This is a genomic window from Hydrogenophaga sp. (assembly GCF_036675665.1).
Classification (GTDB): domain Bacteria; phylum Pseudomonadota; class Gammaproteobacteria; order Burkholderiales; family Burkholderiaceae_C; genus Hydrogenophaga.
Genome location: NZ_JAKFEO010000006.1, coordinates 296,478 through 323,379, shown reverse-complemented (window position 1 = coordinate 323,379; position 26,902 = coordinate 296,478). Strand labels below are relative to the sequence as shown.

General features: G+C 64.2%; 28 protein-coding genes. 12 read left to right on the top strand and 16 right to left on the bottom strand.

Annotation, left to right across the window (positions count from 1 at the left end):
- Nucleotides 1-33 precede the first annotated feature (33 nt).
- The 6 genes from rlmH to V6M63_RS01975 form a co-directional block, all read right to left on the bottom strand.
- The gene (gene rlmH / locus V6M63_RS02000; RefSeq protein ID WP_300654171.1) at nucleotides 34-501 is read right to left on the bottom strand and encodes a 23S rRNA (pseudouridine(1915)-N(3))-methyltransferase RlmH; all 468 of its coding nucleotides are present in this window, start codon (nucleotides 499-501) and stop codon (nucleotides 34-36) included.
- Entirely contained in the window at nucleotides 498-1,277 is a 780-nt protein-coding gene (gene rsfS, locus V6M63_RS01995) for a ribosome silencing factor (RefSeq protein ID WP_332738931.1), read from the bottom strand. Before rsfS ends, rlmH begins: the two co-directional genes overlap by 4 nt.
- Entirely contained in the window at nucleotides 1,274-1,921 is a 648-nt protein-coding gene (gene nadD / locus V6M63_RS01990; protein WP_332738930.1) for a nicotinate (nicotinamide) nucleotide adenylyltransferase, read from the bottom strand. The genes rsfS and nadD overlap by 4 nt, the downstream gene beginning before the upstream one ends.
- The gene (hemF, locus tag V6M63_RS01985; RefSeq protein WP_332738928.1) at nucleotides 1,918-2,835 is read right to left on the bottom strand and encodes an oxygen-dependent coproporphyrinogen oxidase; all 918 of its coding nucleotides are present in this window, start codon (nucleotides 2,833-2,835) and stop codon (nucleotides 1,918-1,920) included. The genes nadD and hemF overlap by 4 nt, the downstream gene beginning before the upstream one ends.
- A 75-nt stretch (nucleotides 2,836-2,910) precedes the next feature.
- Nucleotides 2,911-4,185 carry a phosphoribosylamine--glycine ligase gene (purD, locus tag V6M63_RS01980; protein ID WP_332738926.1) on the bottom strand — a complete coding sequence of 425 codons (1,275 nt, stop codon included), beginning with the start codon at nucleotides 4,183-4,185 and terminating at the stop codon, nucleotides 2,911-2,913.
- Nucleotides 4,182-4,907, bottom strand: a complete 726-nt coding sequence (locus V6M63_RS01975) for a YebC/PmpR family DNA-binding transcriptional regulator (RefSeq protein ID WP_332738924.1) — start codon at nucleotides 4,905-4,907, stop codon at nucleotides 4,182-4,184. The genes purD and V6M63_RS01975 overlap by 4 nt, the downstream gene beginning before the upstream one ends.
- Nucleotides 4,908-5,006: 99 nt before the next feature.
- Here V6M63_RS01975 and V6M63_RS01970 point away from each other — a divergent pair, with 99 nt between their 5' ends.
- Both V6M63_RS01970 and V6M63_RS01965 read left to right on the top strand, forming a co-directional pair.
- Nucleotides 5,007-6,554, top strand: coding sequence for a helicase HerA-like C-terminal domain-containing protein (locus V6M63_RS01970; protein ID WP_332738922.1), 1,548 nt, complete (start codon nucleotides 5,007-5,009; stop codon nucleotides 6,552-6,554).
- 14 nt (nucleotides 6,555-6,568) lie between these two features.
- On the top strand, nucleotides 6,569-7,054 hold the full coding sequence (locus V6M63_RS01965; protein WP_332738920.1) for a DUF1499 domain-containing protein: 486 nt from the start codon (nucleotides 6,569-6,571) through the stop codon (nucleotides 7,052-7,054).
- A 68-nt stretch (nucleotides 7,055-7,122) separates the two neighbouring features.
- On the opposite strand, the gene clpA is transcribed toward V6M63_RS01965, so the two are convergent.
- The 4 genes from clpA to icd all read right to left on the bottom strand — a co-directional run bounded on the left by clpA (nucleotide 7,123) and on the right by icd (nucleotide 13,092).
- Complete coding sequence (gene clpA, locus V6M63_RS01960) at nucleotides 7,123-9,459, bottom strand: ATP-dependent Clp protease ATP-binding subunit ClpA (RefSeq protein ID WP_332738918.1); 2,337 nt, start codon at nucleotides 9,457-9,459, stop codon at nucleotides 7,123-7,125.
- A gap of 92 nt (nucleotides 9,460-9,551) precedes the next feature.
- Nucleotides 9,552-9,917, bottom strand: coding sequence for an ATP-dependent Clp protease adapter ClpS (gene clpS / locus V6M63_RS01955; RefSeq protein ID WP_082585483.1), 366 nt, complete (start codon nucleotides 9,915-9,917; stop codon nucleotides 9,552-9,554).
- 234 nt (nucleotides 9,918-10,151) lie between these two features.
- Nucleotides 10,152-11,678, bottom strand: coding sequence for a methyl-accepting chemotaxis protein (locus V6M63_RS01950; protein WP_332738914.1), 1,527 nt, complete (start codon nucleotides 11,676-11,678; stop codon nucleotides 10,152-10,154).
- 160 nt (nucleotides 11,679-11,838) lie between these two features.
- Nucleotides 11,839-13,092 carry an NADP-dependent isocitrate dehydrogenase gene (icd, locus tag V6M63_RS01945; protein WP_332738912.1) on the bottom strand — a complete coding sequence of 418 codons (1,254 nt, stop codon included), beginning with the start codon at nucleotides 13,090-13,092 and terminating at the stop codon, nucleotides 11,839-11,841.
- A 204-nt stretch (nucleotides 13,093-13,296) separates the two neighbouring features.
- Here icd and V6M63_RS01940 point away from each other — a divergent pair, with 204 nt between their 5' ends.
- Entirely contained in the window at nucleotides 13,297-13,746 is a 450-nt protein-coding gene (locus tag V6M63_RS01940) for a DUF192 domain-containing protein (RefSeq protein WP_332738910.1), read from the top strand.
- A 27-nt stretch (nucleotides 13,747-13,773) separates the two neighbouring features.
- Here V6M63_RS01940 and V6M63_RS01935 read toward each other — a convergent pair whose 3' ends face one another.
- From V6M63_RS01935 to xseA, 3 genes are all read right to left on the bottom strand, one after another.
- On the bottom strand, nucleotides 13,774-16,011 hold the full coding sequence (locus tag V6M63_RS01935; RefSeq protein ID WP_332738908.1) for an NADP-dependent isocitrate dehydrogenase: 2,238 nt from the start codon (nucleotides 16,009-16,011) through the stop codon (nucleotides 13,774-13,776).
- Between the two features lie 239 nt (nucleotides 16,012-16,250).
- A complete protein-coding gene (locus V6M63_RS01930; protein ID WP_056278063.1) occupies nucleotides 16,251-16,832 on the bottom strand; it encodes a superoxide dismutase in 582 nt (193 codons plus the stop codon).
- Between the two features lie 100 nt (nucleotides 16,833-16,932).
- Complete coding sequence (gene xseA / locus V6M63_RS01925) at nucleotides 16,933-18,174, bottom strand: exodeoxyribonuclease VII large subunit (RefSeq protein WP_332738905.1); 1,242 nt, start codon at nucleotides 18,172-18,174, stop codon at nucleotides 16,933-16,935.
- A gap of 415 nt (nucleotides 18,175-18,589) precedes the next feature.
- Between xseA and V6M63_RS01920 the strand changes: the two genes are divergently transcribed.
- The 6 genes from V6M63_RS01920 to adk all read left to right on the top strand — a co-directional run bounded on the left by V6M63_RS01920 (nucleotide 18,590) and on the right by adk (nucleotide 22,595).
- A complete protein-coding gene (locus V6M63_RS01920) occupies nucleotides 18,590-19,231 on the top strand; it encodes a MotA/TolQ/ExbB proton channel family protein (RefSeq protein WP_056277508.1) in 642 nt (213 codons plus the stop codon).
- A gap of 4 nt (nucleotides 19,232-19,235) precedes the next feature.
- Nucleotides 19,236-19,673: an ExbD/TolR family protein gene (locus V6M63_RS01915; protein ID WP_332738902.1), complete on the top strand. Its 438-nt coding sequence runs from the start codon at nucleotides 19,236-19,238 to the stop codon at nucleotides 19,671-19,673.
- Between the two features lie 25 nt (nucleotides 19,674-19,698).
- A complete protein-coding gene (gene lpxK, locus V6M63_RS01910; protein WP_332738900.1) occupies nucleotides 19,699-20,769 on the top strand; it encodes a tetraacyldisaccharide 4'-kinase in 1,071 nt (356 codons plus the stop codon).
- 27 nt (nucleotides 20,770-20,796) lie between these two features.
- Nucleotides 20,797-21,003: a Trm112 family protein gene (locus V6M63_RS01905; protein ID WP_332738898.1), complete on the top strand. Its 207-nt coding sequence runs from the start codon at nucleotides 20,797-20,799 to the stop codon at nucleotides 21,001-21,003.
- Entirely contained in the window at nucleotides 21,000-21,782 is a 783-nt protein-coding gene (gene kdsB, locus V6M63_RS01900) for a 3-deoxy-manno-octulosonate cytidylyltransferase (RefSeq protein WP_332738896.1), read from the top strand. The genes V6M63_RS01905 and kdsB overlap by 4 nt, the downstream gene beginning before the upstream one ends.
- A gap of 156 nt (nucleotides 21,783-21,938) precedes the next feature.
- The gene (adk, locus tag V6M63_RS01895) at nucleotides 21,939-22,595 is read left to right on the top strand and encodes an adenylate kinase (RefSeq protein ID WP_332738894.1); all 657 of its coding nucleotides are present in this window, start codon (nucleotides 21,939-21,941) and stop codon (nucleotides 22,593-22,595) included.
- A 58-nt stretch (nucleotides 22,596-22,653) separates the two neighbouring features.
- Here the strand turns inward: adk and V6M63_RS01890 are convergent, their stop codons facing one another.
- Genes V6M63_RS01890 through V6M63_RS01880 form a run of 3 tightly spaced genes read right to left on the bottom strand, consistent with a single transcriptional unit; the run spans nucleotide 22,654 to nucleotide 24,543 of the window.
- Nucleotides 22,654-23,133, bottom strand: a complete 480-nt coding sequence (locus tag V6M63_RS01890) for a DUF6152 family protein (protein ID WP_332738892.1) — start codon at nucleotides 23,131-23,133, stop codon at nucleotides 22,654-22,656.
- Between the two features lie 11 nt (nucleotides 23,134-23,144).
- Complete coding sequence (locus V6M63_RS01885) at nucleotides 23,145-23,564, bottom strand: hypothetical protein (RefSeq protein ID WP_332738890.1); 420 nt, start codon at nucleotides 23,562-23,564, stop codon at nucleotides 23,145-23,147.
- A gap of 1 nt (nucleotide 23,565) precedes the next feature.
- Nucleotides 23,566-24,543, bottom strand: a complete 978-nt coding sequence (locus V6M63_RS01880; RefSeq protein ID WP_332738889.1) for an asparaginase — start codon at nucleotides 24,541-24,543, stop codon at nucleotides 23,566-23,568.
- A 115-nt stretch (nucleotides 24,544-24,658) separates the two neighbouring features.
- Between V6M63_RS01880 and lexA the strand changes: the two genes are divergently transcribed.
- The 3 genes from lexA (at nucleotide 24,659) to V6M63_RS01865 (ending at nucleotide 26,899) form a co-directional block, all read left to right on the top strand.
- On the top strand, nucleotides 24,659-25,336 hold the full coding sequence (lexA, locus tag V6M63_RS01875; RefSeq protein WP_442909525.1) for a transcriptional repressor LexA: 678 nt from the start codon (nucleotides 24,659-24,661) through the stop codon (nucleotides 25,334-25,336).
- A 94-nt stretch (nucleotides 25,337-25,430) separates the two neighbouring features.
- On the top strand, nucleotides 25,431-25,847 hold the full coding sequence (locus tag V6M63_RS01870) for a hypothetical protein (RefSeq protein ID WP_332738885.1): 417 nt from the start codon (nucleotides 25,431-25,433) through the stop codon (nucleotides 25,845-25,847).
- A 44-nt stretch (nucleotides 25,848-25,891) separates the two neighbouring features.
- Complete coding sequence (locus tag V6M63_RS01865) at nucleotides 25,892-26,899, top strand: D-2-hydroxyacid dehydrogenase family protein (protein ID WP_056277535.1); 1,008 nt, start codon at nucleotides 25,892-25,894, stop codon at nucleotides 26,897-26,899.
- The last annotated feature ends 3 nt before the right edge of the window (nucleotides 26,900-26,902 follow it).

Below are 26,902 nucleotides of genomic sequence, written 5' to 3'. Positions count from 1 at the left end.
GGCGACCCGCGAAGCGGCGGCGCGTGGGGGCAGTCATTCTCTGTGGTACGGGTGGTTGGCATTGACGGACCACGCACGGTAGAGCTGCTCGATCAGCAGCACCCGCACCATGGCGTGTGGCAAGGTCAGGTCGGACAGGCGGATGCGCTGGTGTGCCGCCGCGCGAAACGCCGGGTCCAGGCCATCGGGGCCGCCAATGACGAGCGCCACGTCGTCGCTCTCCAGTTGCCACTCGTTCAGTTGCTGAGCCAGGGCCTTGGTGGTGAGGGTGGTGCCGCGCTCATCCAGCGCCACGATGCGCGAGCCGCGCGGGATGGCGGCTTCGATGCGCTCGCGCTCGGCCGCGAGCAGCGTCTCCAGGGTCTTGGAGCCGCGCGGCTCGGTCTTGACGGCTTTGAGCTCCACCCGAAGCTCGGGCGGAAAGCGCTTGGCGTAATCGTCGTAGGCGGTCTGGGCCCAGTCGGGCACACGTTGCCCGACCGCGACGATCAGCAGCTTCATGCCTTCCTGGGGGCAACTGCCTTGGTGGTTTTGCGCGCAGGCGCCTTGGCGGCCGGTTTGGCTGCCGCCTTCGGTGCTGCTTTGGCCGCCGGCTTCGCCGCGGTCTTGGCGCCCGGTTTGGTGGCCGAGCGGGGCTTGACCACCAGTTTCTGCAGCGCGGTTTTCGGTGCGCTGGTCGCGGGTTTGCGGGAGGTCTTGGCGGCGGAGGTCTTGGCCGGTGCCGACTTGGCAGCCGTCTTCCCCACGGGCTTCTTGGCCACCGTCTTGGTCGGTGCCGCAGCAGCGGTGCGCGCTGCCGACTGCGCAGCCTTGCGCGCCGTGCTCTTGGCGGGTTGGGCGGCGGCGGTGGCCACCGGCTTCTTGCGGCTGGTCTTGGCAGGCTTGGCCTCGGCCACCACGGGCTTCTCGGCACCGTGCTTCAGGCGCACGGGCTTGGCGCCCCAGATCTCTTCGAGCCGGTAGTACTGGCGGATCACGGGTTGCATCACATGGGCCACGGCAGCGCCGCAGTCCACGATGATCCATTCGCCATTGTCTTCACCTTCGATGCGGGGTTTGTCGAAGCCGGCTTCGCGCACGGCATCGCGCACGCTGGCGGCCAGGGCCTTGGTCTGGCGGTTGGAAGTGCCGCTGGCGACGATCACACGCTCGAAGAGCGGTGAAAGGTGTTCGGTGTTGAAAACCACGATGTCCTGACCCTTGACGTCCTCCAGTCCGTCGACGATGGCGCGCTGGAGTCTCTGGATGTCTTTTTTGGCAATGGTTTCGCTGGTCATGTGGGATTCTGATAAAGGTGATGGGTTGAAATGTAGCTTGCGACGGGCCCTGGCACCAGAACCTCCAGGGCGCGGGCACTCTGCGTAGCCTGTTCCAGCCGGGCCCGCACGGCGGTCGCACTGATGTTCTTGAGTGGCATGGCCAGCCGTTCGAAAGGCAGATCCACCTGCGACAGATCGGTCTCGACCTCTTGGTCCAGCGGGGCGTCAGCACCGATGTTGGTGGCGCGGTTGGCTACTGCCAGCGTGGCCAGATCCAGCACCTCCTGCCAGCGCACCCAGGTGCGAAAGGCCAGCAACTGGTCGGCACCGAGCACGAGAAACAATTGAGCATCAGGGTACTCGCGCTGGAGCTCGTGCAGCGTGTCGGCGGTGTAGCTCGGGCCTTCGCGGTGGATTTCGCGCTGGTCGATCTTCACACGGTCCAGGTCGTCGAACGCGAGATGGCACATGGCCACCCGATCAGCGGCGGACGAGAGCACCCGCGTCTTGTGCCAGGCGTGGCCGGTGGGCAGGATGTGCAGCACGTCCAGCCCAAGTTGCTTGAGCGCGGTTTCGGCCAGTGCGCGGTGTGCCCAGTGCGGTGGGTCGAACGCGCCACCGAACATGCCCACGCGCCGCGGGCCAGCAGCACCGCGGTTCAAAGCCAGTCCTTGCGCACCAGGAAATCCTTGTAGAGCCGCTCCTCGGGCGTGCCCTTCTTGGTCTTGCGGTTGTAGGCCCAGCTCACCAGCGGTGGCATGGACAGCAGGATGGACTCGCTGCGCCCGCCCGATTGCAGGCCGAAATGGGTGCCGCGGTCCCACACGAGGTTGAACTCGACGTAGCGCCCGCGGCGATAAAGCTGGAAGCTGCGTTCGCGCTCGCCGTAGGGGGTGTTCTTGCGGCGGTCGACGATGGGCAGGTACGCGTCGAGGAAGGCATCACCGACCGAACTCATCATGGCGAAGCTGCCGTCGAAGCCGAGCTCGGAGAAATCATCAAAGAACACACCCCCGATGCCGCGTTGCTCATCGCGGTGCTTCAAATAGAAATAGTCGTCACACCAGGTCTTGAAGCGCGGGTACTTGTCGACGCCGAACGGATCGAGCGCGTTCTTCACCGACTGGTGGAAATGCACCGCGTCTTCTTCGAAGCCGTAATACGGCGTGAGGTCCATGCCGCCACCAAACCAGCACACCGGCTCGCCACCGGCCGGCGTGGCCGCGAGCACGCGCACATTCATGTGCACCGTGGGCACATAGGGATTGCGCGGGTGAAACACCAGCGAGACGCCCATGGCTTCAAACGGCGCGCCGGTCAGCTCGGGCCGGTGCTGGGTGGCCGAGGGCGGCAGGCGAGGACCGGTGACGTGCGAAAAGCCGCAGCCCGCCCGCTCGAACACGGCGCCATCTTCGAGGATCTGCGTGACGCCGTTGCCTTGCAGGGCTTCGCCGGACGGCTTGGTCCAGCGGTCCACCACGAAGCTGCCACCGTCCACCATGGCCACGGTGGAGGTGATGCGGTCCTGCAAGTCGATGAGGAACTCACGCACAGAGGACAGAGAAGTCTGTTTCATGGTCAAACCGGTTCGGCGGAGATGGGCAGAAGGCTGCGAGGGGGCTGGCGGTTCAGCCGGCGATGCGAGCCGGATTCACAACGCACGGTATCCGATGTCGCGGCGGCATTGCATGCCGTCGAAATGGATCGCATTCACCACCTCGTAGGCGCCTTGTTGTGCGAGAGCGACCGTGTCGGCCAGGGCCGTCACGCACAGCACGCGCCCGCCTGAGACCTGGACCTCTTCGCCGGCCGTCGCTGTGCCGGCATGGAACACCATGCGGTCAGCGGCATCGGCCGGCAGGCCGGTGATCGCATCGCCCTTGCGCGGGCTCAGCGGGTAACCAGCGGCGGCCAGCACCACACCGAGCGCCACGCGTGGGTCCCAATCGAGGGTGACGCGGTCCAGCTCGGCGCGCGTGGCCGAGAGCAGCACCTGGGTGAGGTTGCTCTTGAGACGCATCATGATCGGCTGCGTTTCCGGGTCGCCCATGCGGCAGTTGAACTCCAGCGTCTTGACCCGTCCATCGGTCGTGATCATCAGGCCCGCGTACAGAAAGCCGGTGTACGGAATGCCGTCGGCGGCCATGCCGCGCAGCGTGGGCAGGATCACCTCGTTCATCGCGCGCTCGTGCACCGCGGGCGTGACCACCGGCGCAGGAGAATACGCGCCCATGCCGCCGGTGTTGGGGCCCTGGTCGGCGTCCATCAGGCGTTTGTGATCCTGGCTGGTCGCCAGCGCGAGCGCGTGTTCGCCGTCGCACAGCACGATGAAGCTGGCCTCCTCGCCTTCGAGGAATTCTTCAATGACGACACGCGCGCCGCCTTCGTTGTGCGCCACGCCCAACTTGTTGTCCAGCAGCATGAAGTCGATGGCTTCGTGCGCCTCGGCCGCCGTCATGGCCACCACCACGCCCTTGCCGGCCGCCAGGCCGTCAGCCTTGACGACGATGGGCGCACCCTCGGCATCCACGTAGGCGTGGGCCAGGGCCGGGTCGGTGAAGGCCTGGTACTTCGCGGTCGGAATGCCGTGGCGCTGCATGAACGCCTTGGAAAACGCCTTGGAGCTTTCCAGCTGCGCGGCGGCTTTTGTGGGACCGAAGATCGGCAGGTCGTGGGCGCGAAACTCGTCCACAACGCCTGCTGCCAGCGGCGCCTCGGGCCCCACCACGGTGAGTGCCACCCCTTGTGCCTGCGCCCACTCGCGCAGCGCCACCTTGTCGGTGATGTCGAGGTTGATGAGGTCCGGGTCGCGCGCCGTACCGGCGTTGCCGGGGGCCACGAAGACCTGGCTCACGCCGTCGTCGCGCTTCAGTTTCCAGGCCAGCGCGTGTTCGCGACCACCGCCGCCAATGACGAGGACTTTCATTCGTGAATCTCAGCGTTGTGGAAGACGCCTTGCACGTCGTCCAGATCTTCAAGGACGTCCAGCAGCTTTTGCATGCGCACGGCATCGTCGCCGGTCAGCACCACCGTGTTCTCGGCGCGCATCGTCACCTCGGCAATCTCGGGCCTGAGGCCGGCTGCCTCCAGGGCGTCTTTCACGGCTTCGAATTCGGTCGGCGAGGTCAGCACCTCGATGGCGCCGTCCGCGTCTGTGATCACGTCGTCGGCGCCGGCCTCCAGAGCCACTTCCATCACCTGGTCTTCAGAGGTGCCGGGCGCGAACACGAGTTGTCCGCAGTGCTTGAACTGGAACGCCACCGAGCCGTCGGTGCCCAGGTTGCCGCCGTGTTTGCTGAAGGCGTGGCGCACCTCTGCGACGGTGCGGACCTTGTTGTCGGTCATGGTGTCGATGATCACCGCCGCGCCGCCGATGCCGTAGCCCTCGTAGCGGATCTCTTCCAGGCTCACGCCTTCGAGCGTGCCGGAAGCCTTTTCCACGTTGTACTTGATGCGGTCGGCCGGCATGTTGGCGGCCTTGGCCTTGTCGATGGCCAGGCGAAGGCGCGGGTTCATGGCGGGGTCCCCGCCACCCTGGCGCGCGGCCACGGTGATCTCACGAATCACGCGGGTCCAGATCTTTCCGCGCTTTTCGTCCTGGCGGCCCTTGCGGTGCTGAATGTTTGCCCATTTGCTGTGTCCGGCCACGAAATTGTCCTTTTGCCTGCTTGGGCTTTGATCTAATAAGACTGCGATTTTACGTTTTCACCCGCCCTGCTCCGAACCCGCACACAAGGAACCTCCGCCATGGCCGAACCGATGCTGATCGCCCAGAATGCCATCACCACTTGCCAACTGCTGCCCGGACTGGCCAACCGCCACGGTCTGATCACCGGCGCCACCGGCACCGGCAAGACCGTGACCTTGCAAACGCTGGCCGAGCAGTTCTCCAACATCGGGGTGCCGGTGTTCATGGCCGACGTCAAAGGTGACCTTTCAGGCATCAGCCAGAAGGGCAGCTTCGGCGAAAAGATCAGCAAAGTGCTGCAGGATCGCGGCATCACCCTGCCCGTCTCGCAGGCCTGCCCCACCACGCTGTGGGACGTGTTCGGCGAGCTCGGCCATCCAGTGCGAGCCACCGTCAGCGACATGGGTCCGCTGCTGCTCGCGCGCATGCTCAACCTCAACGACACGCAGTCGGGCGTGCTCAACCTGGTGTTCAAGATCGCCGACGACAACGGCCTGCTGCTGCTGGACATGAAAGACCTGCGGGCCATGCTGCAGCACATTGGCGACAACGCCAAGCAGTTCACCACCGAGTACGGCAACATCAGCGCGGCCAGCATCGGCGCCATTCAGCGTGGGCTGATGCAGGTCGAGCAGCAAGGCGGCGACAAATTCTTTGGCGAGCCCATGCTCGACATCACCGACTTCATGCAGACGGTGGACGGCAAGGGAGTGATCAACATCCTGGCGGCCGACAAACTGATGAACGCACCGCGCCTGTACGCCACCTTCCTGCTGTGGATGCTCTCCGAGCTGTTCGAGACTCTGCCCGAGATCGGCGACCCCGACAAACCCAAGCTGGTGTTCTTCTTCGACGAGGCCCACCTGTTGTTCAACGACGCACCCAAGGTGCTGATCGAGCGCATCGAGCTGGTGGTGCGCCTGGTGCGCTCCAAGGGCGTGGGGGTGTATTTCGTGACCCAGAACCCACTGGACATCCCGGACAGCGTGCTGGGCCAACTGGGCAACCGTGTGCAGCATGCTCTGCGTGCCTTCACACCGCGCGACCAGAAAGCGGTGAAGTCCACCGCGCAGACCATGCGGCCCAAGGCAGGGCTGGACATCGAAGCCGCGATCACCGAACTCGCGGTGGGTGAGGCATTGGTGAGCCTGCTCGACGCCAAGGGCCGGCCCAGCGAGACCGAACGCGTGTTCGTCATCCCGCCGGGCAGCCAGCTCGGCCCGATCACCGATGCCCAGCGCCAGCAACTGCGCCAGGAATCGCTGGTCGCCGGGGTGTACGAGAAGCTGCTTGACCGCGAGAGTGCCTATGAAATGTTCGCCGACCATGCGGGCAAGCGCGGGGTGGAAGCCGAACCCGAAGCCACCAAGGACGCGCCCCGGACACCGCGCATTCCCGGCGCCGCGAAGCAGGAACCCGAAGCCGCCGGCGGGGGCTTTGGCGGCATGGTCAACGAAGCCCTGTTCGGCCGCACCGGTCCGCGCGGCGGGCAGTACGACGGCCTCGTGCAGACGATGGCAAAGACAGCGGCGCGCACGGTGGCCAGCGGCCTGGGTCGGCAGATCCTGCGCGGCGTGCTCGGTGGGCTGCTGGGCGGCAAGCGCTGACCGGAATCCCCACCATGAAATTCGCCCTCTACCTCGTCCTCACCGCCATCGTGCTGGCGCTCGTGGCCGCGCAGGTGGGTCTGTTGAGCGGTCAACCTCCGGCAGACCTAGGGGTGAGGGACGGACGCCTCAAGCCACCTTCACGCACCCGAAACAGCGTGAGCAGTCAGGCCGCGCTGGTTCCCGATCACCCGCAGCGCGCCTACGCCACCATCGATCCACTGCCGCTCAAGGGGGCCGGCGCTGCCGCCTCGCTCAAGGTGCTGGAAACCGTGCTGCGAGACATGCCTGGCGTGACCATCATGGAGCAGCGGCCCGACTACCTGTACGCGCAGGCGCAGACGCGCTGGCTCAAGTTCGTCGACGACGTGGAGTTCTGGGCCAACCCCGCCAACGGCCTGATCGAGGTGCGCAGCGCCAGCCGGCTGGGACGGGAAGACTTCGGGGTGAACCGCAAGCGCATCGAGGCCGTCCGCGCAGCCTACCTCGCTGCGCCTTGAACCGCATTGCGACCAAACAAAAAAAGGCCCGGGATCACCGGGCCTTTTTGCTGGGAGACGGAACTGGCTCAGCCCGCTGTGGCTTCCTCAGGCTTGGCCTTGCCTTCCTTCTTCGACAGCGGCTGGATGTCCAGCAGGACTTCCTGCACTTCCTTGCCGGCCTCGTCGGTCTTGAGCTCGATGTCCACCGTCAGGCGGCCACCTTCTGTCAGGCGCCCGAACAGCAGTTCGTCGGCCAGGGCGCGACGGATCGTGTCCTGGATCAGGCGCTGCATCGGACGTGCACCCATCAGCGGGTCGAAGCCCTTCTTGGCCAGGTGCTTGCGCAGGGCATCGGTGAACGTGACCTCGACCTTCTTCTCGCCAAGCTGCGTTTCCAGCTGCAGCAGGAACTTGTCCACCACTCGCATGATGACGTTCTCGTCCAGCGCCTTGAAGCTCACGGTGGCGTCCAGGCGGTTGCGGAACTCGGGCGTGAACAGGCGCTTGATATCGGCCATCTCGTCGCCCGCCTCACGCGGGTTGGTGAAGCCGATGGTCGCCTTGTTCATGGTCTCGGCGCCCGCGTTGGTCGTCATGATCATGATGACGTTGCGGAAGTCGGCCTTGCGTCCGTTGTTGTCCGTCAACGTGCCGTGGTCCATCACCTGCAGCAGCACGTTGAAGATGTCCGGATGCGCCTTCTCGATTTCGTCGAGCAGCAACACGCAGTGCGGCTTCTTGGTCACGGCCTCGGTCAGCAGACCCCCCTGGTCGAAGCCCACGTAGCCCGGAGGCGCACCGATCAGGCGGCTCACGGCATGACGCTCCATGTACTCCGACATGTCGAAGCGGATCAGGTCGATGCCCATGATGTAGGCCAGCTGCTTGGCGGCTTCGGTCTTGCCCACACCGGTGGGGCCGCTGAACAGGAAGGCGCCGATCGGCTTGTCGCTCTTGCCCAGGCCGGAGCGAGCCATCTTGACGGACGAGGCGAGGATCTCCAGCGCCTTGTCCTGGCCAAACACCACACTCTTGAGATCGCGCTCCAGCGTCTGCAGCTTGCTGCGGTCGTCGTTGGAAACGTTGGCCGGGGGAATGCGCGCGATCTTCGCCACGATTTCCTCGACCTCGGTCTTGCTGATGGTCTTCTTGCGCTTGGACACCGGCAGGATGCGCTGTGCAGCGCCCGCCTCATCGATCACGTCGATGGCCTTGTCGGGCAGGTGGCGGTCGTTGATGTACTTGGCACTCAGCTCCGCCGCAGCCTGGAGGGCGGCCACGGCGTACTTCACGCCGTGGTGCTCTTCAAAACGCGACTTCAGGCCCTTGAGGATGTCCACGGTTTCCTGCACAGTCGGCTCGACCACGTCCACCTTCTGGAAACGACGGCTGAGGGCCGCGTCTTTTTCGAAGATGCCGCGGTATTCGGTGAACGTGGTTGCGCCAATGCACTTGAGCTGACCGCTGGAGAGCGCCGGCTTGAGCAGGTTGGACGCGTCCAGCGTGCCGCCGGAGGCAGCGCCCGCCCCGATCAGGGTGTGGATCTCGTCGATGAACAGGATCGCGTTGGGCCGATCCTTGAGCGACTTGAGCACGCCTTTGAGACGTTGTTCGAAATCGCCGCGGTACTTGGTTCCGGCCAGCAAGGCGCCCATGTCGAGCGAGAACACACTTGAATCAGCCAGGATCTCGGGCACGTCGCCCTGCGTGATGCGCCAGGCCAGGCCTTCGGCAATCGCGGTCTTGCCCACGCCGGCTTCGCCCACCAGCAGCGGGTTGTTCTTGCGTCGGCGGCACAGGATCTGAATCACGCGCTCGACTTCGTACTCGCGCCCGATGAGCGGATCGATCTTGCCGTCCTTGGCCATCTGGTTGAGGTTCTGGGTGAACTGCTCCAGCGGCGAGGCCTTTTCATTGCTCTTGGCTTCACCAGCCTCTTCGTTCTCGGCCGCGCTCTCACCCGACTTGGTGGGCTCGGGCGGGTCGCTCTTGCGGATGCCGTGGGCGATGAAGTTCACCACGTCCAGGCGGGTCACCCCCTGCTGGTGGAGGTAGTACACGGCGTGCGAATCCTTCTCGCCGAAGATCGCCACCAGCACGTTGGCGCCGGTGACTTCCTTCTTGCCGTTGCCGGTGGACTGCACATGCATGATGGCGCGCTGGATCACACGCTGGAAACCCAGCGTGGGCTGCGTGTCCACCTCGTCGGTGCCGGCCACCTGTGGGGTGTTGTCCTTGATGAAATTCGTCAAGGACTTGCGGAGGTCGTCGATGTTGGCTGAGCAGGCGCGCAGCACTTCGGCGGCGCTGGGGTTGTCCAGCAGCGCAAGCAGCAGGTGCTCGACCGTGATGAATTCGTGCCGCTGCTGCCGGGCCTCGACAAAGGCCATATGCAAGCTGACTTCAAGTTCCTGGGCAATCATGGGGCACGTCCTTTGGGCTTGGGTGAACGGAAAAGCAATCGTCTGAAAAACAAAATGAAATGAATCAAGGGTCAGATGGGGAGCGTTGTGCTTTATTCAACTGGCTCGCTCATGCATTGAAGCGGGTGTCCGGCAGCCCGTGCCGCCTGGAGAACCTGATCCACCTTGGTGCTGGCCACGTCACGTGAATACACGCCGCAAATGCCTTTTCCCTCCAAGTGGATCTTGAGCATGATCTGAGTGGCGGTTTCACGATCCTTGCTGAAAAACTCCTGAATGACATGCACCACGAACTCCATGGGCGTGAAATCGTCGTTGAGCAAGACCACCTGAAACATCTGGGGTGGCTGGGTGCGCTGGGCGCGCCGTTCGAGCACCACCGACTCGTCGTTGCTGACGCTGGGCGGCGCCGTCGGGTTTTCGGGTTTTTTGGGGTTCTGGGTGGCCATGAAAACCATTCTAGCGGCGCCCATCTGCCCACATCACCACGCGGGAATAGGTATGACTTTTCACTCAAGACCTCGCCCCGCCCCGATAGCGGGGTCGAACGCTGGAGGAAGGCCTTTTCCATGCCTCATTGTGAGGCGAAAGCCCGGATGAAAACCACCAAGCTGGGCGCCTTCTTGCCGGTTTTTCGTTGGTTTGCTCACGCACCTTGCCCATCGGTAGCGCGCTGAACCCAGGTGCCGGGTTCAGGCCAGCTTGAAGACGGCCACCGCCTGCACCAGTTGCTGCGCCTGGTGCTTCAGGCTCGCCGCCGCCGCGGCCGATTCCTCAACCAATGCAGCGTTCTGCTGGGTGACCTGGTCGATCCGGCTCACCGCCTGTCCCACCTGAGTCACGCCGGAGCTCTGCTCGGTGCTTGCCGCGCTGATCTCGGCCACGATGTCGGTGACACGCCCGATGGAACTCACGGTCTTCTGCATCGTCGCGCCGGCCTGGTCGACCAACGCCGTGCCCTGCTCCACCTGTTGCACGCTGGCGTTGATCAGGAGCTTGATTTCCTTTGCCGCCTGCGCGCTGCGTTGTGCCAGGTTGCGCACCTCTGCGGCCACCACCGCAAAGCCTCGGCCTTGCTCGCCTGCGCGCGCCGCTTCGACCGCGGCATTGAGGGCAAGGATGTTGGTCTGAAATGCGATGCCGTCGATGGTGCCGATGATGTCGGCGATGCGGCGACTGCTCTCGTTGATCCCCTGCATGGTCAACACCACGTCGGACACCGCCCGGCCGCCCTCCGTGGCCACTGCGCGGGCATCCTGTGCGAGGTGGTTGGCCTGACGGGCGTTGTCAGCGTTCTGCGTGACCGTCGTGCCGAGCTGTTCCATGGAGGCCGCGGTTTGCTGCAAGGAACTGGCCTGCTCCTCGGTGCGCTGGCTGAGTTCATGGTTGCCCTGAGAAATCTGCGAACTGGCGGTGGCCACGCTCTCACTGCCTTGGCGCACCCTGGCCACCACGTCAGCCAGACTCTCGTTCATGGTCTTGAGAGCCTGCAGCAGTTCGCCGGTCTCGTCGGTGCTCGTGACATGAATGGTCGAACTCAAATCGCCGGCCGCGACCGTCTGGGCCACTCGAAGCGCCTGATTGATCGGCCGCGTGATGCTTCGGCCGATGAGCACGGCCGCGCCGATGCCTGCGAGCGTGGCGATCAGCATCAGGCCCAGGCTCAGCGCGCTCGCGCGCTGGCTCTCCCTGGTCGCGGCAGCAGCCGATGCTGCGGAGCGTGCGGCGATCTCGCCAACGGCCTTGTCAAGGAGTTCGGAGGGCGCGCGGTCCATGCCCTTGACGGCTCCATCGCCCACGGAGGCATCAAAACCAGCCGCCGAGAAGGCCGCAAAGCCCTTGCGGTAGCCCTCGCCCATGGCGGCGTGGGCCTGTAGGAACTGAGTGACCAACTGGTGCGCCTCGCCCTGAGGCAGCGACGATTGCAGGCGAGCGGCGGTGGTGGCAACTTCACCTTCCTTTTTCTGGAAGGCGCTCCAGTAGCGGTCGCGCTGCTTGTCGTCCTTGCCGCGCAGCAATGTGTTTTTCCACTCCTGTACCTGGGTCTTGAAGTTGGACAGCATCCCGGCAGCCATGCGCTCCTGCCCATAGTCCACTTCGATGAGGTTGGCATACGTACCCAGCGACTGCCGGAGTTGCAGTATGCCGAACAGGCCGGCGCAGGCGACCAGCAACAGGGCCACGGCAATGGCGAGCGGGAGTTTGTGGCGAATTTTCATGACATGTCTCGACAGGGGATGCCCCGGCCACAAGAGGTGGCGCAGGTCTCCCTTGTTTCGACATCGAAGCCAAGCGCTTGAACCCGCTCAAGCCCGCAATTGCCCCCGTTCGACAAGCCATATCTCGCTGCGCACCATGTTGGCGCAGCGCGCAGCGCGATCACATGTTGTCGATCATCACTTGACCGAATCCCGAGCAGCTCACTTGCGTGGCGCCTTCCATGAGGCGGGCGAAGTCGTAAGTGACCTTCTTGCTGGCGATCGACTTTTCGATGGAGCTGATGATCAGATCGGCGGCTTCCGTCCAGCCCATGTGGCGCAACATCATTTCGGCAGACAGGATTTCGGAACCGGGGTTCACATAGTCCTTGCCGGCGTACTTGGGCGCGGTGCCGTGCGTGGCTTCGAAGCAGGCCACCGTATCGGAGAGGTTGGCGCCAGGCGCGATGCCGATGCCCCCGACCTGGGCCGCCAGGGCGTCCGAGATGTAGTCACCGTTCAGGTTGAGCGTGGCCACCACCGAGTACTCGGCCGGGCGCAGCAGGATCTGCTGCAGGAAGGCATCGGCGATGCTGTCCTTGACGATGATGTCGCGCCCCGTTTTTGGGTTTTTGAACTTGCACCATGGGCCGCCGTCGATCAGCTCGGCACCGAACTCCTTCTGCGCGAGGGCGTAGGCCCAGTCCCGGAAGCCACCTTCGGTGTACTTCATGATGTTGCCCTTGTGCACGATGGTCAGGTTGGGCTTGTCGTTGTCGATCGTGTACTGGAGGGCCTTGCGCACCAGGCGCTCGGTACCTTCGCGCGACACCGGCTTGATGCCGATGCCCGAGGTGTTCGGGAAGCGGATCTTGGTCACGCCCATCTCTTCCATCAGGAACTTGATGAGTTTCCTGGCCTTGTCGGACTCGGCTTCGTACTCGATGCCCGCATAGATGTCTTCCGAGTTCTCGCGGAAGATCACCATGTTGGTCTTCTCGGGCTCTTTCAGCGGCGAGGGCACGCCCTTGAAGTACTGCACCGGGCGCAGGCAGACGTAGAGGTCGAGCTCCTGGCGCAGCGCCACGTTGAGCGAGCGGATGCCGCCACCCACGGGCGTGGTCAGCGGGCCCTTGATGGACACCACGTACTCGCGCAGCGCGGCGAGGGTTTCTTCCGGCAGCCACACGTCGGGGCCGTAAACCTTGGTCGACTTCTCACCCGCGTAGACCTCCATCCAGTGGATCTTCTTCTGGCCGCCGTAGGCCTTGGCCACGGCAGCATCGACCACCTTGAGCATCACCGGCGTGATGTCCAACCCGGTGCCGTCCCCTTCGATGTACGGCACGATGGGCTGGTCGGGCACATTGAGCGACATGTCGGCGTTGACGGTGATTTTCTCGCCCTGAGCGGGCACTTTGATGTGTTGGTACATGTGGGAGATCTCCGTGATTTTTGAAGCAGGCAGCCTTCTCGCGCAGAGCCGGCCTGAGCTTTGAGGTCGCGCGGGGGCGATCAGGAAATTCTAGTCCTCGCCAGACACATGCCGTGCGCGGTTGCGGGGTCTTCTGGCCAGACACACCTGCAGCGGGTGGATGGCGGAGAATGCGGGCCTGAAACGAACCACCTCCTTCATTGCATGAAAAAACTGTCCATCCACCTGCTGTCTCTGCTGTTCCTCGTGGTGGGGCCGGCCTGGCCCCAGGATATGCCCCAGCTTCAATTGCCACGGGTCACGTTGTCGGCCGGCATGCACCTGATCCAGGCCCAGGTGGCGGCCACCCCGCAGGAGCGCTCAGTGGGCCTGATGTTCCGCAAGGAGATGCCGGTCAACGAAGGCATGCTGTTTGCATTCGAGCAGGCCTCTGAGCAATGTTTCTGGATGAAGAACACCTTGCTCCCGCTGACGGCGGCGTTCGTGGCCGACGACGGCACCATCGTCAACCTCGCGGACATGCAGCCGCAGAGTCTGGCCTCGCACTGCTCTGTCAAGCCGGTGCGCTACGTGCTGGAAATGAACAAGGGTTGGTTCGACAAGCGCGGCCTCAAGGCGGGCTCAAAGTTGAGCGGCCCACCGTTCACACGGTAGGCCGCCTTATCTACTCACACGCCATCTTCAAGCCTGCACAGAAGCCAGCGCCGCGTTGAAGGTTTTGCTGGGTCGCATGATGGCCTCGAGTTTGTCGAAGTCGGGCTTGTAGTAGCCACCGATGTCCACTGGCTTGCCCTGCACGGCCGCCAATTCGGCCACGATCGCCTTCTCGTTGTCGGCCAGTTGCTTGGCCAGTGGAGCGAACTTGGCGGCCAGTGTCGTGTCGTCGGTTTGAGCAGCCAGTTCCTGAGCCCAGTACAACGCCAGGTAGAACTGGCTGCCCCGGTTGTCAAGCTGGCCGGTCTTGGGCGAGGGGTTCTTGTTGTTGTCCAGCAGCTTGCCCGTGGCCGCGTCCAGCGTCCTGGCCAGCACCTTGGCTTGCGGGTTGCCGGTCTTCAGACCCAGGTCTTCCATCGACACCGCCAGCGCGAGGAACTCACCCAGGGAATCCCAGCGCAGGTGGTTTTCTTCCACCAGTTGCTGCACATGCTTGGGCGCCGAGCCGCCGGCACCCGTTTCGTACATGCCACCGCCGGCCATCAGGGGCACGATGGACAACATCTTGGCGCTGGTGCCCAGCTCCATGATGGGGAACAGGTCGGTCAGGTAGTCGCGCAGGATGTTGCCGGTGGCGCTGATGGTGTCCAGGCCGCGGATCACGCGCTCCAGCGTGTAGCGCATGGCACGCACCTGGCTCATGATCTGGATGTCCAGGCCACTGGTGTTGTGCTCGTGCAGGTACATCTTGACCTTGGTGATGAGCTGCGCTTCGTGCGGGCGGTACTGGTCGAGCCAGAACACCACCGGCATGCCCGAGTTGCGCGCCCGGTTCACGGCCAGCTTGACCCAGTCGCGAATCGCCGCGTCCTTGACCTGGCACATGCGCCAGATGTCGCCCTGCTCCACATCCTGGCTGAGCAGCACTTCGCCGGTGGCCAGGTCGGTGATGTTGGCGACACCGTCTTCGGTGATCTCGAAGGTTTTGTCGTGCGAGCCGTACTCCTCGGCCTGCTGAGCCATCAGGCCCACGTTGGGCACCGTGCCCATGGTCTTGGGGTCGAACGCGCCGTGCCACTTGCAGAAGTTGATGATCTCCTGGTAGATGCGGGCGAAGGTCGACTCGGGCATCACCGCCTTCACGTCCTTCAGGCGGCCATCGGCGCCCCACATCTTGCCGCTGTTGCGGATCATGGCCGGCATGGAGGCGTCGACGATGACGTCGTTGGGCGAATGGAAATTGGTGATGCCCTTGGCCGAGTCGACCATCGCCAGCTCGGGGCGGCCCTCGTGGCAGGCGTGCAGGTCGCGCTTGATCTCGTCCTGCTTGGACTGCGGCAGCGTGGTGATCTTGTTGTAGAGATCAACCATGCCGTTGTTGACGTTGACCCCCAACTCGTCGAACAACTTGCCGTGTTTCTCGAAGGCGTCCTTGTAGAAGATCTTCACGCAGTGGCCGAACACGATGGGGTGCGAGACCTTCATCATGGTGGCCTTGACGTGCAGCGAGAACATCACGCCTGTCTTGTGCGCGTCTTCGATCTCCTTCTCGTAGAAGGCCAGCAGCGCCTTCTTGCTCATGAACATGGAGTCGATGATCTCTCGGTCAAGCAACGAGACCTTGGCCTTGAGCACGACGGTTTTGCCGCTCTTGGTGATCAGCTCCATCTTGACGTCGCGCGCCTTGTCCAGCGTCATGGACTTTTCACCGTGGTAGAAGTCGCCTGCGTGCATGTGCGAGACGTGCGAACGCGAGGCCTGGCTCCATTCGCCCATGCTGTGCGGGTTCTTGCGCGCATATTCCTTCACCGCTCTGGGTGCGCGCCGGTCGGAGTTGCCCTCGCGCAGGACCGGATTGACGGCGCTGCCGGTGCACTTGGCGTAGCGCGCGCGGAGCGCTTTTTCTTCGTCGGTCTTCGGGTTTTCCGGATAGTCCGGGATCGCATAGCCCTTGGCTTGCAACTCCTTGATACAGGCCACCAGTTGCGACACGGACGCACTGATGTTGGGCAACTTGATGATGTTGGCCTCGGGCTTGAATGTCAGCTTGCCGAGTTCGGCCAGGTCGTCTGGCACGCGCTGCGCTTCGGTCAGGCACTCGGGGAAAGCAGCCAGCACGCGCGCGGCCACCGAGATGTCGCTGGTGGCGACGTTGATCCCCGCTGGTGCCGCGAAGGTGCGGATGATGGGCAGGAACGCACTGGTCGCCAGCAAGGGGGCTTCGTCCGTCAGGGTGTAAATGATGGTGGGTTGCTGGCTGCTCATCGCGTATCTCCAAAATTGTTGGGCTGAGGTCTTCGAACCGTCCGGCACGGAATTTCCGGTGGGCTGGATCGAACCGTATGTGATTTTGCTTTCCGGAGCCTGATGCAAACCCCATTTTTTGAACCGCTATCTCACCATGCAAAAAGAGCGGTGAAATATCCGATTTCTTTTTTCAGATCGCCACCAACAAAAAGGGCCCGAAGGTTGCCCTTCGAGCCCAGTCACCGGGAAGCAGTCCTTCAGGCGAAGTTGGCTTCGGCGAACGACCAGTTCACCAGTTTGTCGAGGAAGGTTTCCACGAACTTGGGACGGGCATTGCGGTAGTCGATGTAGTAGGCGTGCTCCCACACATCCACGGTCAGCAGGGCCTTGTCGCCGGTGGTCAGCGGGGTACCTGCCGCACCCATGTTGACGATGTCGACGGAGCCGTCGGCTTTCTTCACCAGCCAGGTCCAGCCCGAACCGAAGTTGCCCACGGCGGACTTCACGAAGGCTTCCTTGAATGCGGCGTAGCTTCCCCACTTGGCGACGATGGCAGCAGCCAGTGCGCCGGACGGCTCGCCGCCGCCATTGGGCTTCATGCAGTTCCAGAAGAAAGTGTGGTTCCAGATCTGCGCGGAGTTGTTGTAGATGCCACCGCTGGACTTCTTGACGATGGACTCCAGGTCCATGGCTTCGAACTCGGTGCCTTTTTGCAGGTTGTTGAGGTTGACCACATAGGCGTTGTGGTGCTTGCCGTGGTGGAACTCCAGCGTTTCACGGCTGTAGTGGGGAGCCAGTGCGTCCAGGGCGTAGGGCAATGCGGGCAGGGTGTGTTCCATGGGGTTCCTCGTGAGTGGTGTTGTTGAAAGACTCGCCGCCAGGTTGGGCAGGCCTGCGAACAGGCGGCCATTGTAGGCACGCGTCTGTGCAGCGATGGTGTCAGGGTTTCTGGTCAGGCGCCTGCACCCGAACATCGACGCTGCCATCGGCCAGCGTGGCCCTGAGCTGCTGGTCGGGTTGCACCTGAGCGGCCCGCGTCACCGCCAGGCCTTGCACGTCGGTGAGAAATGCATAGCCGCGCTCCAGCACCAGTTGGGGGTCCAGCAGGCCCAGCGACAGCTCGCACCGCTGCAAGCGCTGCTGCTGCTGGTTGAACGAACGTTGCAAGGCGCTCGGCAGTTGCGCCTCCAGGGCTTGCAGCCGGCTGCGCCGCTGTTGCGTGCTGAGCATCCAGCCGCTCTGCAACCGGTGCTGCAGACGGCCGAGGTGCTGCAGGCTGTCGTGCAAGCGCGCAGACGGGCGCCCCATGCGCTGCGCCAGCCGGTCCAGCCGCTGACCGCGCTGGTCAAGGATGCTGAACGCCGCCGCGCCCAGGCGCTCCTGCAGGTAGTCGAGTTCCCCCAGGCGCTGTTCGCGCGCCGGAGCGCAGAGTTCTGCCGCAGCTGTGGGCGTGGGCGCCCGCAGGTCGGCCACGAAGTCGGCCAGGGTGAAATCGGTCTCGTGCCCGACGCCGCACACCACCGGCATCGGTGCACGCGACACCATGCGCACCAGTTCGGGGTCGTTGAACGACCACAGGTCTTCCAGAGATCCCCCACCGCGCACCAGCAGCAGGACCTCGCTCTCGCCCATCTCCGTATGGCGTCGGTAGGCCGTCTGCAGTGCCGCACACAGCTCGGCTGGCGCCTGGGCACCCTGCACCGAAGCCGGGTAGATCACCACGGGCAGATGCGGCACCCGCCGCTGCAGGGCGGTCACCACGTCGCGCAAGGCAGCCGCCCCCAACGACGTGACGACACCGATGCTGCGCGGCTGGGGCGGCAAGGGCTTTTTGCGTGCCGCTTCGAAGAGGCCTTCGGCCTCCAACTGGGCCTTGAGCCGAAGAAACTGCTCGAACAGCGCGCCCTGCCCGGCTGGCTGCAAGCTGTCCACGATCAGTTGCAGTTCACCGCGCGCGCCGTATACGTCGAGCTTGCCGCGGGCCTGCACGAGTTGTCCATCGCGCGGAGCGAACGTGAGCTGCTCGGCCGAACGCCGAAACAGCGCGCAACGCACCTGCCCGGTTTCGTCCTTCAAGGAAAAATAACAATGGCCGCTGGACGCGCGCGAGAAGCCGGATATCTCCCCGCGCACCGCCACCGGATTGAAGCGCGCGGCCAGGGTGTCCGCCACAGCTCGCATGAGCGGGCCAACTGCCCACACGCGCCCCGCCGATGTGGCTTCCGATCCGGAAAACGGCTCAGCCACGGGCGTCTCCCCGGAAAAAGTGTCCACAGACCGCATGAACGCTGGCGTTTGGGTGGGAGAAGCCTGCGTGCACAGGCTGGAGCGAATAGCGCATTGATTCAGAAGCGTTTTGCACTGCCTGTTTGCTGATCGATCTGTCAAAACTGAAGCCCCGCGCGGGCTGGCGACACTTGCGCGCCGGGTTCTTCACAAAGTTATCCACAGAATCTGTGCATCAAGGTCAGCACGTTGCGTGGTGCATGGGGTACGGGGTTGGGGGCTGTTTCGCGGGGTGGGCGCCACCCCTGAGACATAATCGCCGCACTGTCTTGCGCCGCGCGACCCAGCGGCACCCGCCTGGAGCCCAGACTTGCTTTCCATCATACAAGCCGCCGGATGGCCCATCTGGCCACTGATCCTCTGTTCCGTCATCGGATTGGCCCTCGTCATCGAACGATTCGTCAGTCTCAAAACAGCGAAGATCTTTCCCCCCAAATTGCTGGACGAGGCCATCATGGTGTCGCGCAATGGCGTGCCAGGCCCGGACGTGGTGACCCAGCTTGAACAGAACTCCGTGCTGGGCACGGTGCTCGCCAGCGGTTTTCGCACCTTCAACAGCAACCCACGCGCCAGCGAAGACGACTTGCGCGCCAGCCTGGAGGGCGCCGGTCGCCAGGCCGCAGCGCAGTTGCAACGCTATCTCGGCGCGCTGGCCACCATCGCATCGGCAGCGCCTCTGCTCGGTCTGCTGGGCACCGTCATCGGCATGATCGAAATCTTTGGCTCCCAGGGCGCGCAAGGTGCCGGCGTGGTACCAGGCGTGGGGGACCCCGCCCAATTGGCCCAGGGCATCTCGATCGCCCTCTACAACACCGCCTTCGGCCTGATCGTGGCGATCCCAGCGCTCATCTTCTGGCGTTATTTCCGCGCCCGGGTCGACGACTACCTGCTCAATCTGGAGCTGGCGGCAGAGCGGTTTGCGCGCCACCTGCTGAGCCTGCGCAAGCATTGAAGCCATGAATTTCCGTCCCGGCTCGCGCGATGAACCCGAGATCAACCTGATTCCGTTCATCGACATCCTGCTGGTGGTGCTCATCTTCCTGATGCTCACCACCACATACAGCAAGTTCACCGAACTCAAGGTGAACCTGCCCGTGGCCGATGCCCAGGCACCCAAGACAAACCCACAGGAAGTCGTCGTGGCGGTCGGCAGCGATGGGCGCTACTCGATCAACAGGCAGGTGCTTGAAGGCGCCAGCGTCGAGTTGCTCACAAGCGCGTTGAGCCAGGCATCGCAAGGCAACGCCGAGACCGTGATCATCATCAGCGCCGATGCCACCGCCACCCACCAATCGGTCATCAACGTGATGGACGCTGCCCGCCGCGCAGGCCTGGTCCAGATCACGTTTGCCACCCAGCAGACGGGCGCCGCCGCAGCCCGTGGCAAGCCCTGACGGGCTGAACCCCCGCCGCGCGCCGATGAGTCAGTCCCGCTGGCAGGCGCTGTGGTTGGTGCACTCCCGCAAGCGAGGTTGGCTGGCTCATCTGCTCTGGCCGGTTTCACAGGTGTACGCCGGCCTGACGGCTTTGCGCCGAACCTTGTATGCGCTTGGCATCTTCAAGACCCACCGCATCCAGGTGCCGGTGATCGTGATCGGCAATGTGGTGGTGGGCGGCGCGGGCAAGACACCCACGGTGATCGCGGTGGTGAACCACCTGCGCGACCAGGGCTGGCGTCCTGGTGTGGTCTCGCGCGGCCACGGCCGGCACAGCCAGGAGATCGTCGAAGTCAGGCCCGACATGCCGTCCGAAGAATGCGGCGACGAACCCGCACTGATTCGTCAGCGCACGGGTGTCCCCGTGTTTGTGGCTGCCAGCCGTGTCGCGGCAGCCAGTACTTTGGTGGGGGCGCACCCCGAGGTCGACGTGCTGGTTTGCGACGACGGCCTGCAGCACTGGGCTTTGCACCGCGATCTGCAGATCGTCGTGTTCGACGACCGTGGCACGGGCAACGGCTGGTTGCTGCCTGCCGGCCTGCTGCGCGAAGCATGGCCCCGCGGCTCCAGCGGCGGCCCGCTGCCGGATCTGGTCTTGCACCAGCACCGCGAAGATGCGCTTGCGCCTCCACGGATCAGCGCGCCCGGCGCATCGCCGTTCAGCGCAACACGACGGCTTGCGGATCATGCCGTGGGGCCGACTGGAGAACGCATGCCATTGCACGAGTTGCGCACCCACCGCCTGACCGCCGTGGCCGGCATCGCCAGACCCTCGGTGTTTTTTGACATGTTGCATGCAAGGGGTCTGCGGCCCGAGCGAGAAGTGGGCTTGCACGATCACGCCGATGCAGCCGACTATGCGGCGTTGATCCAGGACGCCGAGTGCACCCTGCTCTGCACCGAAAAGGATGCTGTCAAGCTGTTTCCCCTGCTGGCCGAGACGCCGCCCGCCTCGCGTGTCCAGGCGTGGGCCGTGCCTCTGGAACTGACGCCTGACCCGGCCTTCTTCAACACGCTCGACCACCGACTCCACACGCTCGGGCGCAAGCCCTGAATGCGCACGCGCGACTATCATCGCGACATGGACACCAAACTGCTCGAACTGCTGGTCTGCCCCGTCACCAAAGGGCCCTTGATCTTCAACCGCGAGAGTCAGGAACTGCTCTCTCGCAGCGCACGTCTGGCCTACCCGGTGCGCGACGGGATCCCGATCCTGCTGGAGCACGAGGCCCGGCCGTTGACCGACGAAGAAGCCGCACGACCCAACGCGCCCACGCCTCTGCCATGAGCGCTGCGCCGGAGCCGAACGGCTTTGTGGTCCTGATCCCCGCCCGACTGGCCTCCTCCCGTCTGCCCAACAAGCCCCTGGCTGACATTGCGGGTCTGCCCATGGTCGTTCGCGTGGCCCGGCAAGCGCAACTCAGCGGTGCTCGCCTGTGTGTGGTGGCGGCGGACGACCTGCGCATCGTTGAGGCTTGCGAGACACACGGCGTCAAAGCCATCCTCACCCGCAACGACCATCCCAGTGGGAGCGACCGGCTGGCCGAGGCCTGCGCCTTGCTGAGCTTGGCCGATGACGAGGTGGTGGTGAATGTGCAGGGAGACGAACCCCTGATCGCCCCCGATCTCATCAATGCCGTGGCCGCGCAGCTGCAAACCCGACCCGATTGCGTCATGAGCACGGCAGCACATGCCATCGATCAGTTGGCCGATCTCCTGAATCCCAACGTCGTCAAGGTGGTGCTGGACCGTCGACAGACAGCGCTCTACTTCAGCCGTGCGCCCATCCCCTGGTGGCGCGACGGCATTTCCGCCGATGGCGCTCCATCGCTGCCCTCACCCGCGCCGTTGCGACATGTGGGCCTGTACGCCTATCGCGTGGGATTCTTGAAGCGTTTCCCCAGCCTGGAACCCGCTCCGCTGGAAACCACGGAATCGCTGGAACAACTGCGGGTGTTGTGGCACGGCGAGCGCATCGCCGTGCACCTGAGCGCGGTCGCACCCGGTGCGGGCGTGGATACGCCACAGGACCTCGACAGGGTCCGCCGCATGCTGTCTCGGGACTGACTGGAACAGCCCGGGGACAGCCCGTTTGGCGCCCTGCGGCGTAAGCCGGACGCGAGGATGTGCATGCTATCCTCGATTGGTTGCCCCGGCCCCCACGCCTTGGGCGGCCGCTCGAGACAAGCGGCCAAGCCATTGAAACACCACAGAAGGAAAGCGATGAGACTGATTTTGTTGGGAGCTCCGGGAGCCGGCAAAGGAACGCAGGCGACGTTCATTTGCCAGAAGTACGGCATTCCCCAGATTTCCACCGGCGACATGCTCCGTGCAGCGGTCAAGGCCGGTACCCCGTTGGGGCTGCAAGCCAAGGCCGTCATGGAATCTGGCGGCCTGGTCAGTGACGACCTGATCATCAACCTGGTGAAGGAGCGCATTGCACAACCCGACTGCTCGGGCGGTTTCCTGTTCGACGGCTTTCCCCGCACGATCCCGCAGGCCGACGCCATGAAAACCGCCGGCGTCAAGCTCGACTACGTGCTGGAGATCGACGTGCCATTCGACGCGATCATCGAGCGCATGAGCGGGCGCCGTTCGCACCCTGCCTCGGGTCGCACCTACCACGTGAAGTTCAACCCGCCCAAGGTTGAAGGCAAGGACGACGTGACCGGCGAGCCACTCATCCAGCGCGAAGACGACAAGGAAGAAACCGTGAAGAAGCGGCTGGAGGTCTACAGTGCCCAGACCCGCCCGCTGGTCGACTACTACAGCAGTTGGGCACGCAATGACGCCGCTGCTGCGCCACAGTACCGCGCCATCAGCGGCATGGGCTCGGTCGAAGACATCACGGCGCGAGCCTTCGAGGCGCTCTCGAAGTAGCCCACCGCTCCCATAAAAAACCCGGCCTTGAGCCGGGTTTTTTATGGAGCGCTGCGCCTCATGCGGGGCTGGAGCGCAGGCCGTACACCTTGCCACCGAGAAACACGTATTCGGCCCGCACGATGGCAGCGCCCGCCTCATCCTTGAAAGTGAACCCCACCAACGAGAGCGCATCTCCACTCTTGATCTCGGGCATCTGCCACTGCCCCAGGCGGAACAGCGGCGCCAACTCCACCTCCCAGCGCCGATCGCGCCGCGTCGGAACCACGGCCTTGGCCAGCAACGCGGGTCCGTCGACACCGGCGGTTTGCGCAGGCAGTGCACGCTGGGCCAGATCGGCAGGCAGGCGCAGCGTGTCAGGCAGCTCCAGCACCAGTTCAACGTGCGGGTTGCGCCATTTCACATCGGCAGCCTTGCCTTCGAGGTAGATCGGGCGGCTCTGATCGAAGCTGCTCCAGCCATGGTGCGCCAGGGCACCCGTGGCGCCACCGCCCCAGCCCAGCAGGGCCGCCAGTTGTACAAAATCACGTCGTTGCATGGTGCTCTCCTTCAAACATAAGCAATCCAGCGCCCACAGGTGATGATCAGAATCCAGATCATCGAAGACAGGAGCATGCTCACACGGGCGGTGGCGTCCTGGCGCTGCAGCGAACGGCGCGCGTGAAACCAGCCCGCATTGCAGCCGGCCAGCATGATCAGCACCATTTTGATTGCGAACACGCGATTGGCCAGCAGTTCCCCGGGTTGGGTGCCAAACATCAGCAATCCCGTCATCGCAGCCAGGCCGAAGCCCAAACCGACCAGCCCCAGGCTCAACCGCGCCAGAGGCTCGATCGGCAAAGCAGACGCCCATCCAAATACACGCAGTTCGAGCATGACCAGATTGCCGAGGATCAGGGCCACGCCAATCAGGTGGCCCACCTCCAGCATGGGGTAGGCCCAGGGGTGTGCGCCCAGAGCCGCCAGCATGTCAGGCATTCAGCAGCTGCAACGCCAAGGCAAGACGCGCTTTCACGGGCGAAAGGCCGGCCGAGTCAGGCAGCGGTTGACCTTCATGCGGCACCACACGGCCCTGCGCGCAACGGCTGGCCACCACCACACGGACACCACCGGCCTGTGCTTGTTTCAGCGCCACCAGCAAGTCGTCGTGCACCGTGCCGTTGCCCGTGCCCGCCACCACGATGCCGCGCAACCGGCCGGCACTCGTGGGGAGATGGCCGAGCAGGGCTCGCACCATCTCGCCATCGGAGCCGGCGTGGCTGAACATCAGTTCCACGCGCGGCAGCTCGGCGGCATCCAGCAGGCGTTGCAGGCCTGCGGGGTCGTGCGTGCCCTGGCTCACGGCTGGCGGCCACGGTCGGAACAGACGCAACTGCGCCTCTTCCACGCAGCCCAGAGCACCTGCATCACCCGATTCGAATGGGTCCGTCCTGTAGGTATGCACCTTGGCCACGTCCAGGGCACCGTGAATGCGCCCGGCGCACACGACCACCACGCCGCAGGCCTGCGGATGCAGGGCCACCGCCACCGCGTCGCTCAGGTTTTGGGGCCCGTCTGGCACCAGCGCGGTGGCTGGCCGCATCGCGCAAGTCAGCACCACCGGCTTGGACGGCCGCAACAATGTCTGCAGCAAGAAGGCCGTCTCCTCGATCGTGTCGGTCCCGTGGGTGATCACGACGCCGGCCACCTCGGGCCGATCCAGATGCGCGGCCACGCGCGCTGCCAGCGCTTGCCATACGCCCAGCACCATGTCCTTGCTGTTGATCTGTGCCACCTGCTCCACGTCCAGCGGACAGGCCGCCAAGGCTGGAACCATCGCCACCAGATCGCTCACCGCGACCTGCCCCGCCACATAGCCCACGTTGTCGTTCGCCTGGGTTGCGCGTCCGGCAATCGTTCCGCCAGTGCCCAGAACCACCAGGCGACGCCCCTGATTTTCATTCTCCACTTGCCAAGTCCTTTGAACTGGTTAAAAATACAGCCACTGGATAAGAAAACAGTAAGCCACTGGTCGGATACCCCGCCCGGTGAGGCATCCACCCGATGAGGTTCACATGCTCGACATGCCCGCCACCACGCCCAAGCTCACCGCCCGGCAACAGCAGATTCTGGAACTCATCCAGACGGCCATTGCACGCACGGGTTCACCACCCACGCGTGCCGAGATTGCCAGCGAGCTCGGTTTCAAATCGGCCAATGCGGCCGAGGAACACTTGCAGGCACTGGCGCGCAAAGGGGTGATCGAATTGGTCAGCGGCACATCGCGTGGTATCCGCTTGCGCAGCGAAGACCTGCGCTCCATCAACGATTCGCGCGGGCGCCAGCTTACACTCCCGCTCCCCAGCCTGTCCCAGCTGATGCTGCCCCTGATCGGGCGCGTGGCTGCGGGTTCGCCCATCCTGGCGCAAGAGCACGTCGACCAGACCTACCACGTGGAGCGCAGCCTGTTTCAGCGCGAGCCCGACTACCTGCTCAAGGTCCGTGGCATGTCCATGCGCGACGTCGGCATCATCGATGGCGATCTGTTGGCGGTGAAATCCGCCAAGGAAGCCAAGAACGGCCAGATCGTGGTCGCCCGCCTGGGCGATGACGTCACCGTGAAGCGCTTCATGCGCCGGCAAAACGTCATTGAACTTCACGCCGAAAACCCGGACTACAAGACCATCGTGGTCGAGCCCGGCGAACCGTTCGAAATCGAAGGCCTCGCGGTGGGCCTCATCCGCAACAGTTTCCAACTCTGACCCTTGGGTCCATGTCGCCTCAGCAGGTGGCGGGCGTTTGGTCCGGCGAGCGAGCAGCCCGCCACATGGACACATCCCTGCGTTGGCGACTTCCTTGCAATCCTGCCTGTGTTCAACCCCTCATCTGGAGTTTCGCATGGGAAAAATCTTCAATACCAACACGTGGCGCGCACCCCTGCAGTTGATCGACTGCTGGTTGCCCTTGCCGCCTCAACGCCATGCTCGCCCAGCCGCTTCGGCTGTTGCGGCCAGGGCCATGCAGCGCTTCGCCCGTGCCGGCTGGCTGAACCGGGAAGCGGCCAACAGCGCTCCACCCCAGACGCATCCGGGCGCTGCGGTTGAGCCGCCCGCTTCGCCAACCTGCAAGGTTCGCGTGCTGCGTCAAGCCGAGGCCCGTCCTGTGAAGCGACCGGACATGCGTCTTGTCATATCCGGTCCGATCAACGATGTTTGCGCCGAACTCGACCGCCTTGCCGCGCTGGAGCAGGCGTCCATGACACGCGCAGCCTGAGGCCACAGAGCCGCCGGCCTGGAAGGCGCGGGCACAATAGGCCCATGAACATTGTGATTCTTGACGACTACCAGGACGCGGTTCGAAAGCTGAAATGCGCTGAAAAGCTGGAGTCTTACCCTGCCAAGGTATTCACCAACACCGTCAAGGGCGTCGGCCAGTTGTCGATCCGTCTGCGCGACGCCGACGTGCTGGTGCTGATCCGTGAACGAACCCAGATCTCTCGTCAGCTGATCGAGAAACTGCCACGCCTCAAACTCATCGCCCAGACCGGGCGAGTGGGCGGACATCTCGATGTGGCCGCCTGCACCGAGCGCGGTATCGCGGTGGCCGAAGGTGTGGGCTCGCCCGTGTCGACGGCCGAGCTCGCCTGGGCCTTGATCATGGCGTCGATGCGCCGGATTCCTCAGTACGTGTCCAACCTGAAGCACGGGGCCTGGCAGCAAGCGGGACTCAAGTCTTCCGCCATGCCGACCAACTTCGGCGTGGGCATGGTGCTGCGCGGCAAGACACTTGGCGTCTGGAGCTATGGGCGCATCGGCCAGTTGGTGGCGGGTTACGGTCGCGCTTTCGGCATGCGCGTGATCATCTGGGGCAGCGAAGATTCCCGCGCCCGTGCGGTGGCCGACGGCTTTGAGGCGGCAGAGAGCCGAGAGGCCTTTTTCGCCTCGAGCGATGTGCTGTCGTTGCACTTGCGGCTGAGCGAGACCAGCGCGGGCTGCGTCACGCTGGAAGACCTGGGCCGCATGAAGCCCACGTCCTTGCTGGTCAATACCTCGCGCGCCGAGCTGATCGAGCCCGAGGCATTGCTCGCCTCGCTCAACCGCGGTCGCCCGGGATTGGCAGCGGTCGACGTGTTCGAGTCCGAGCCGATCCTGCAGGGACACGCTCTGCTGCGACTGGAGAACTGCATCTGCACGCCCCATATCGGCTATGTGGAGCAGGACAGCTACGAGCAATATTTTTCCTCGGCATTTGACAACGTCGTCAACTTCATCAAGGGCACGCCCACCAACATCGTGAATCCCGGCGCTTTGCAGGTTCGTCGCTGACCG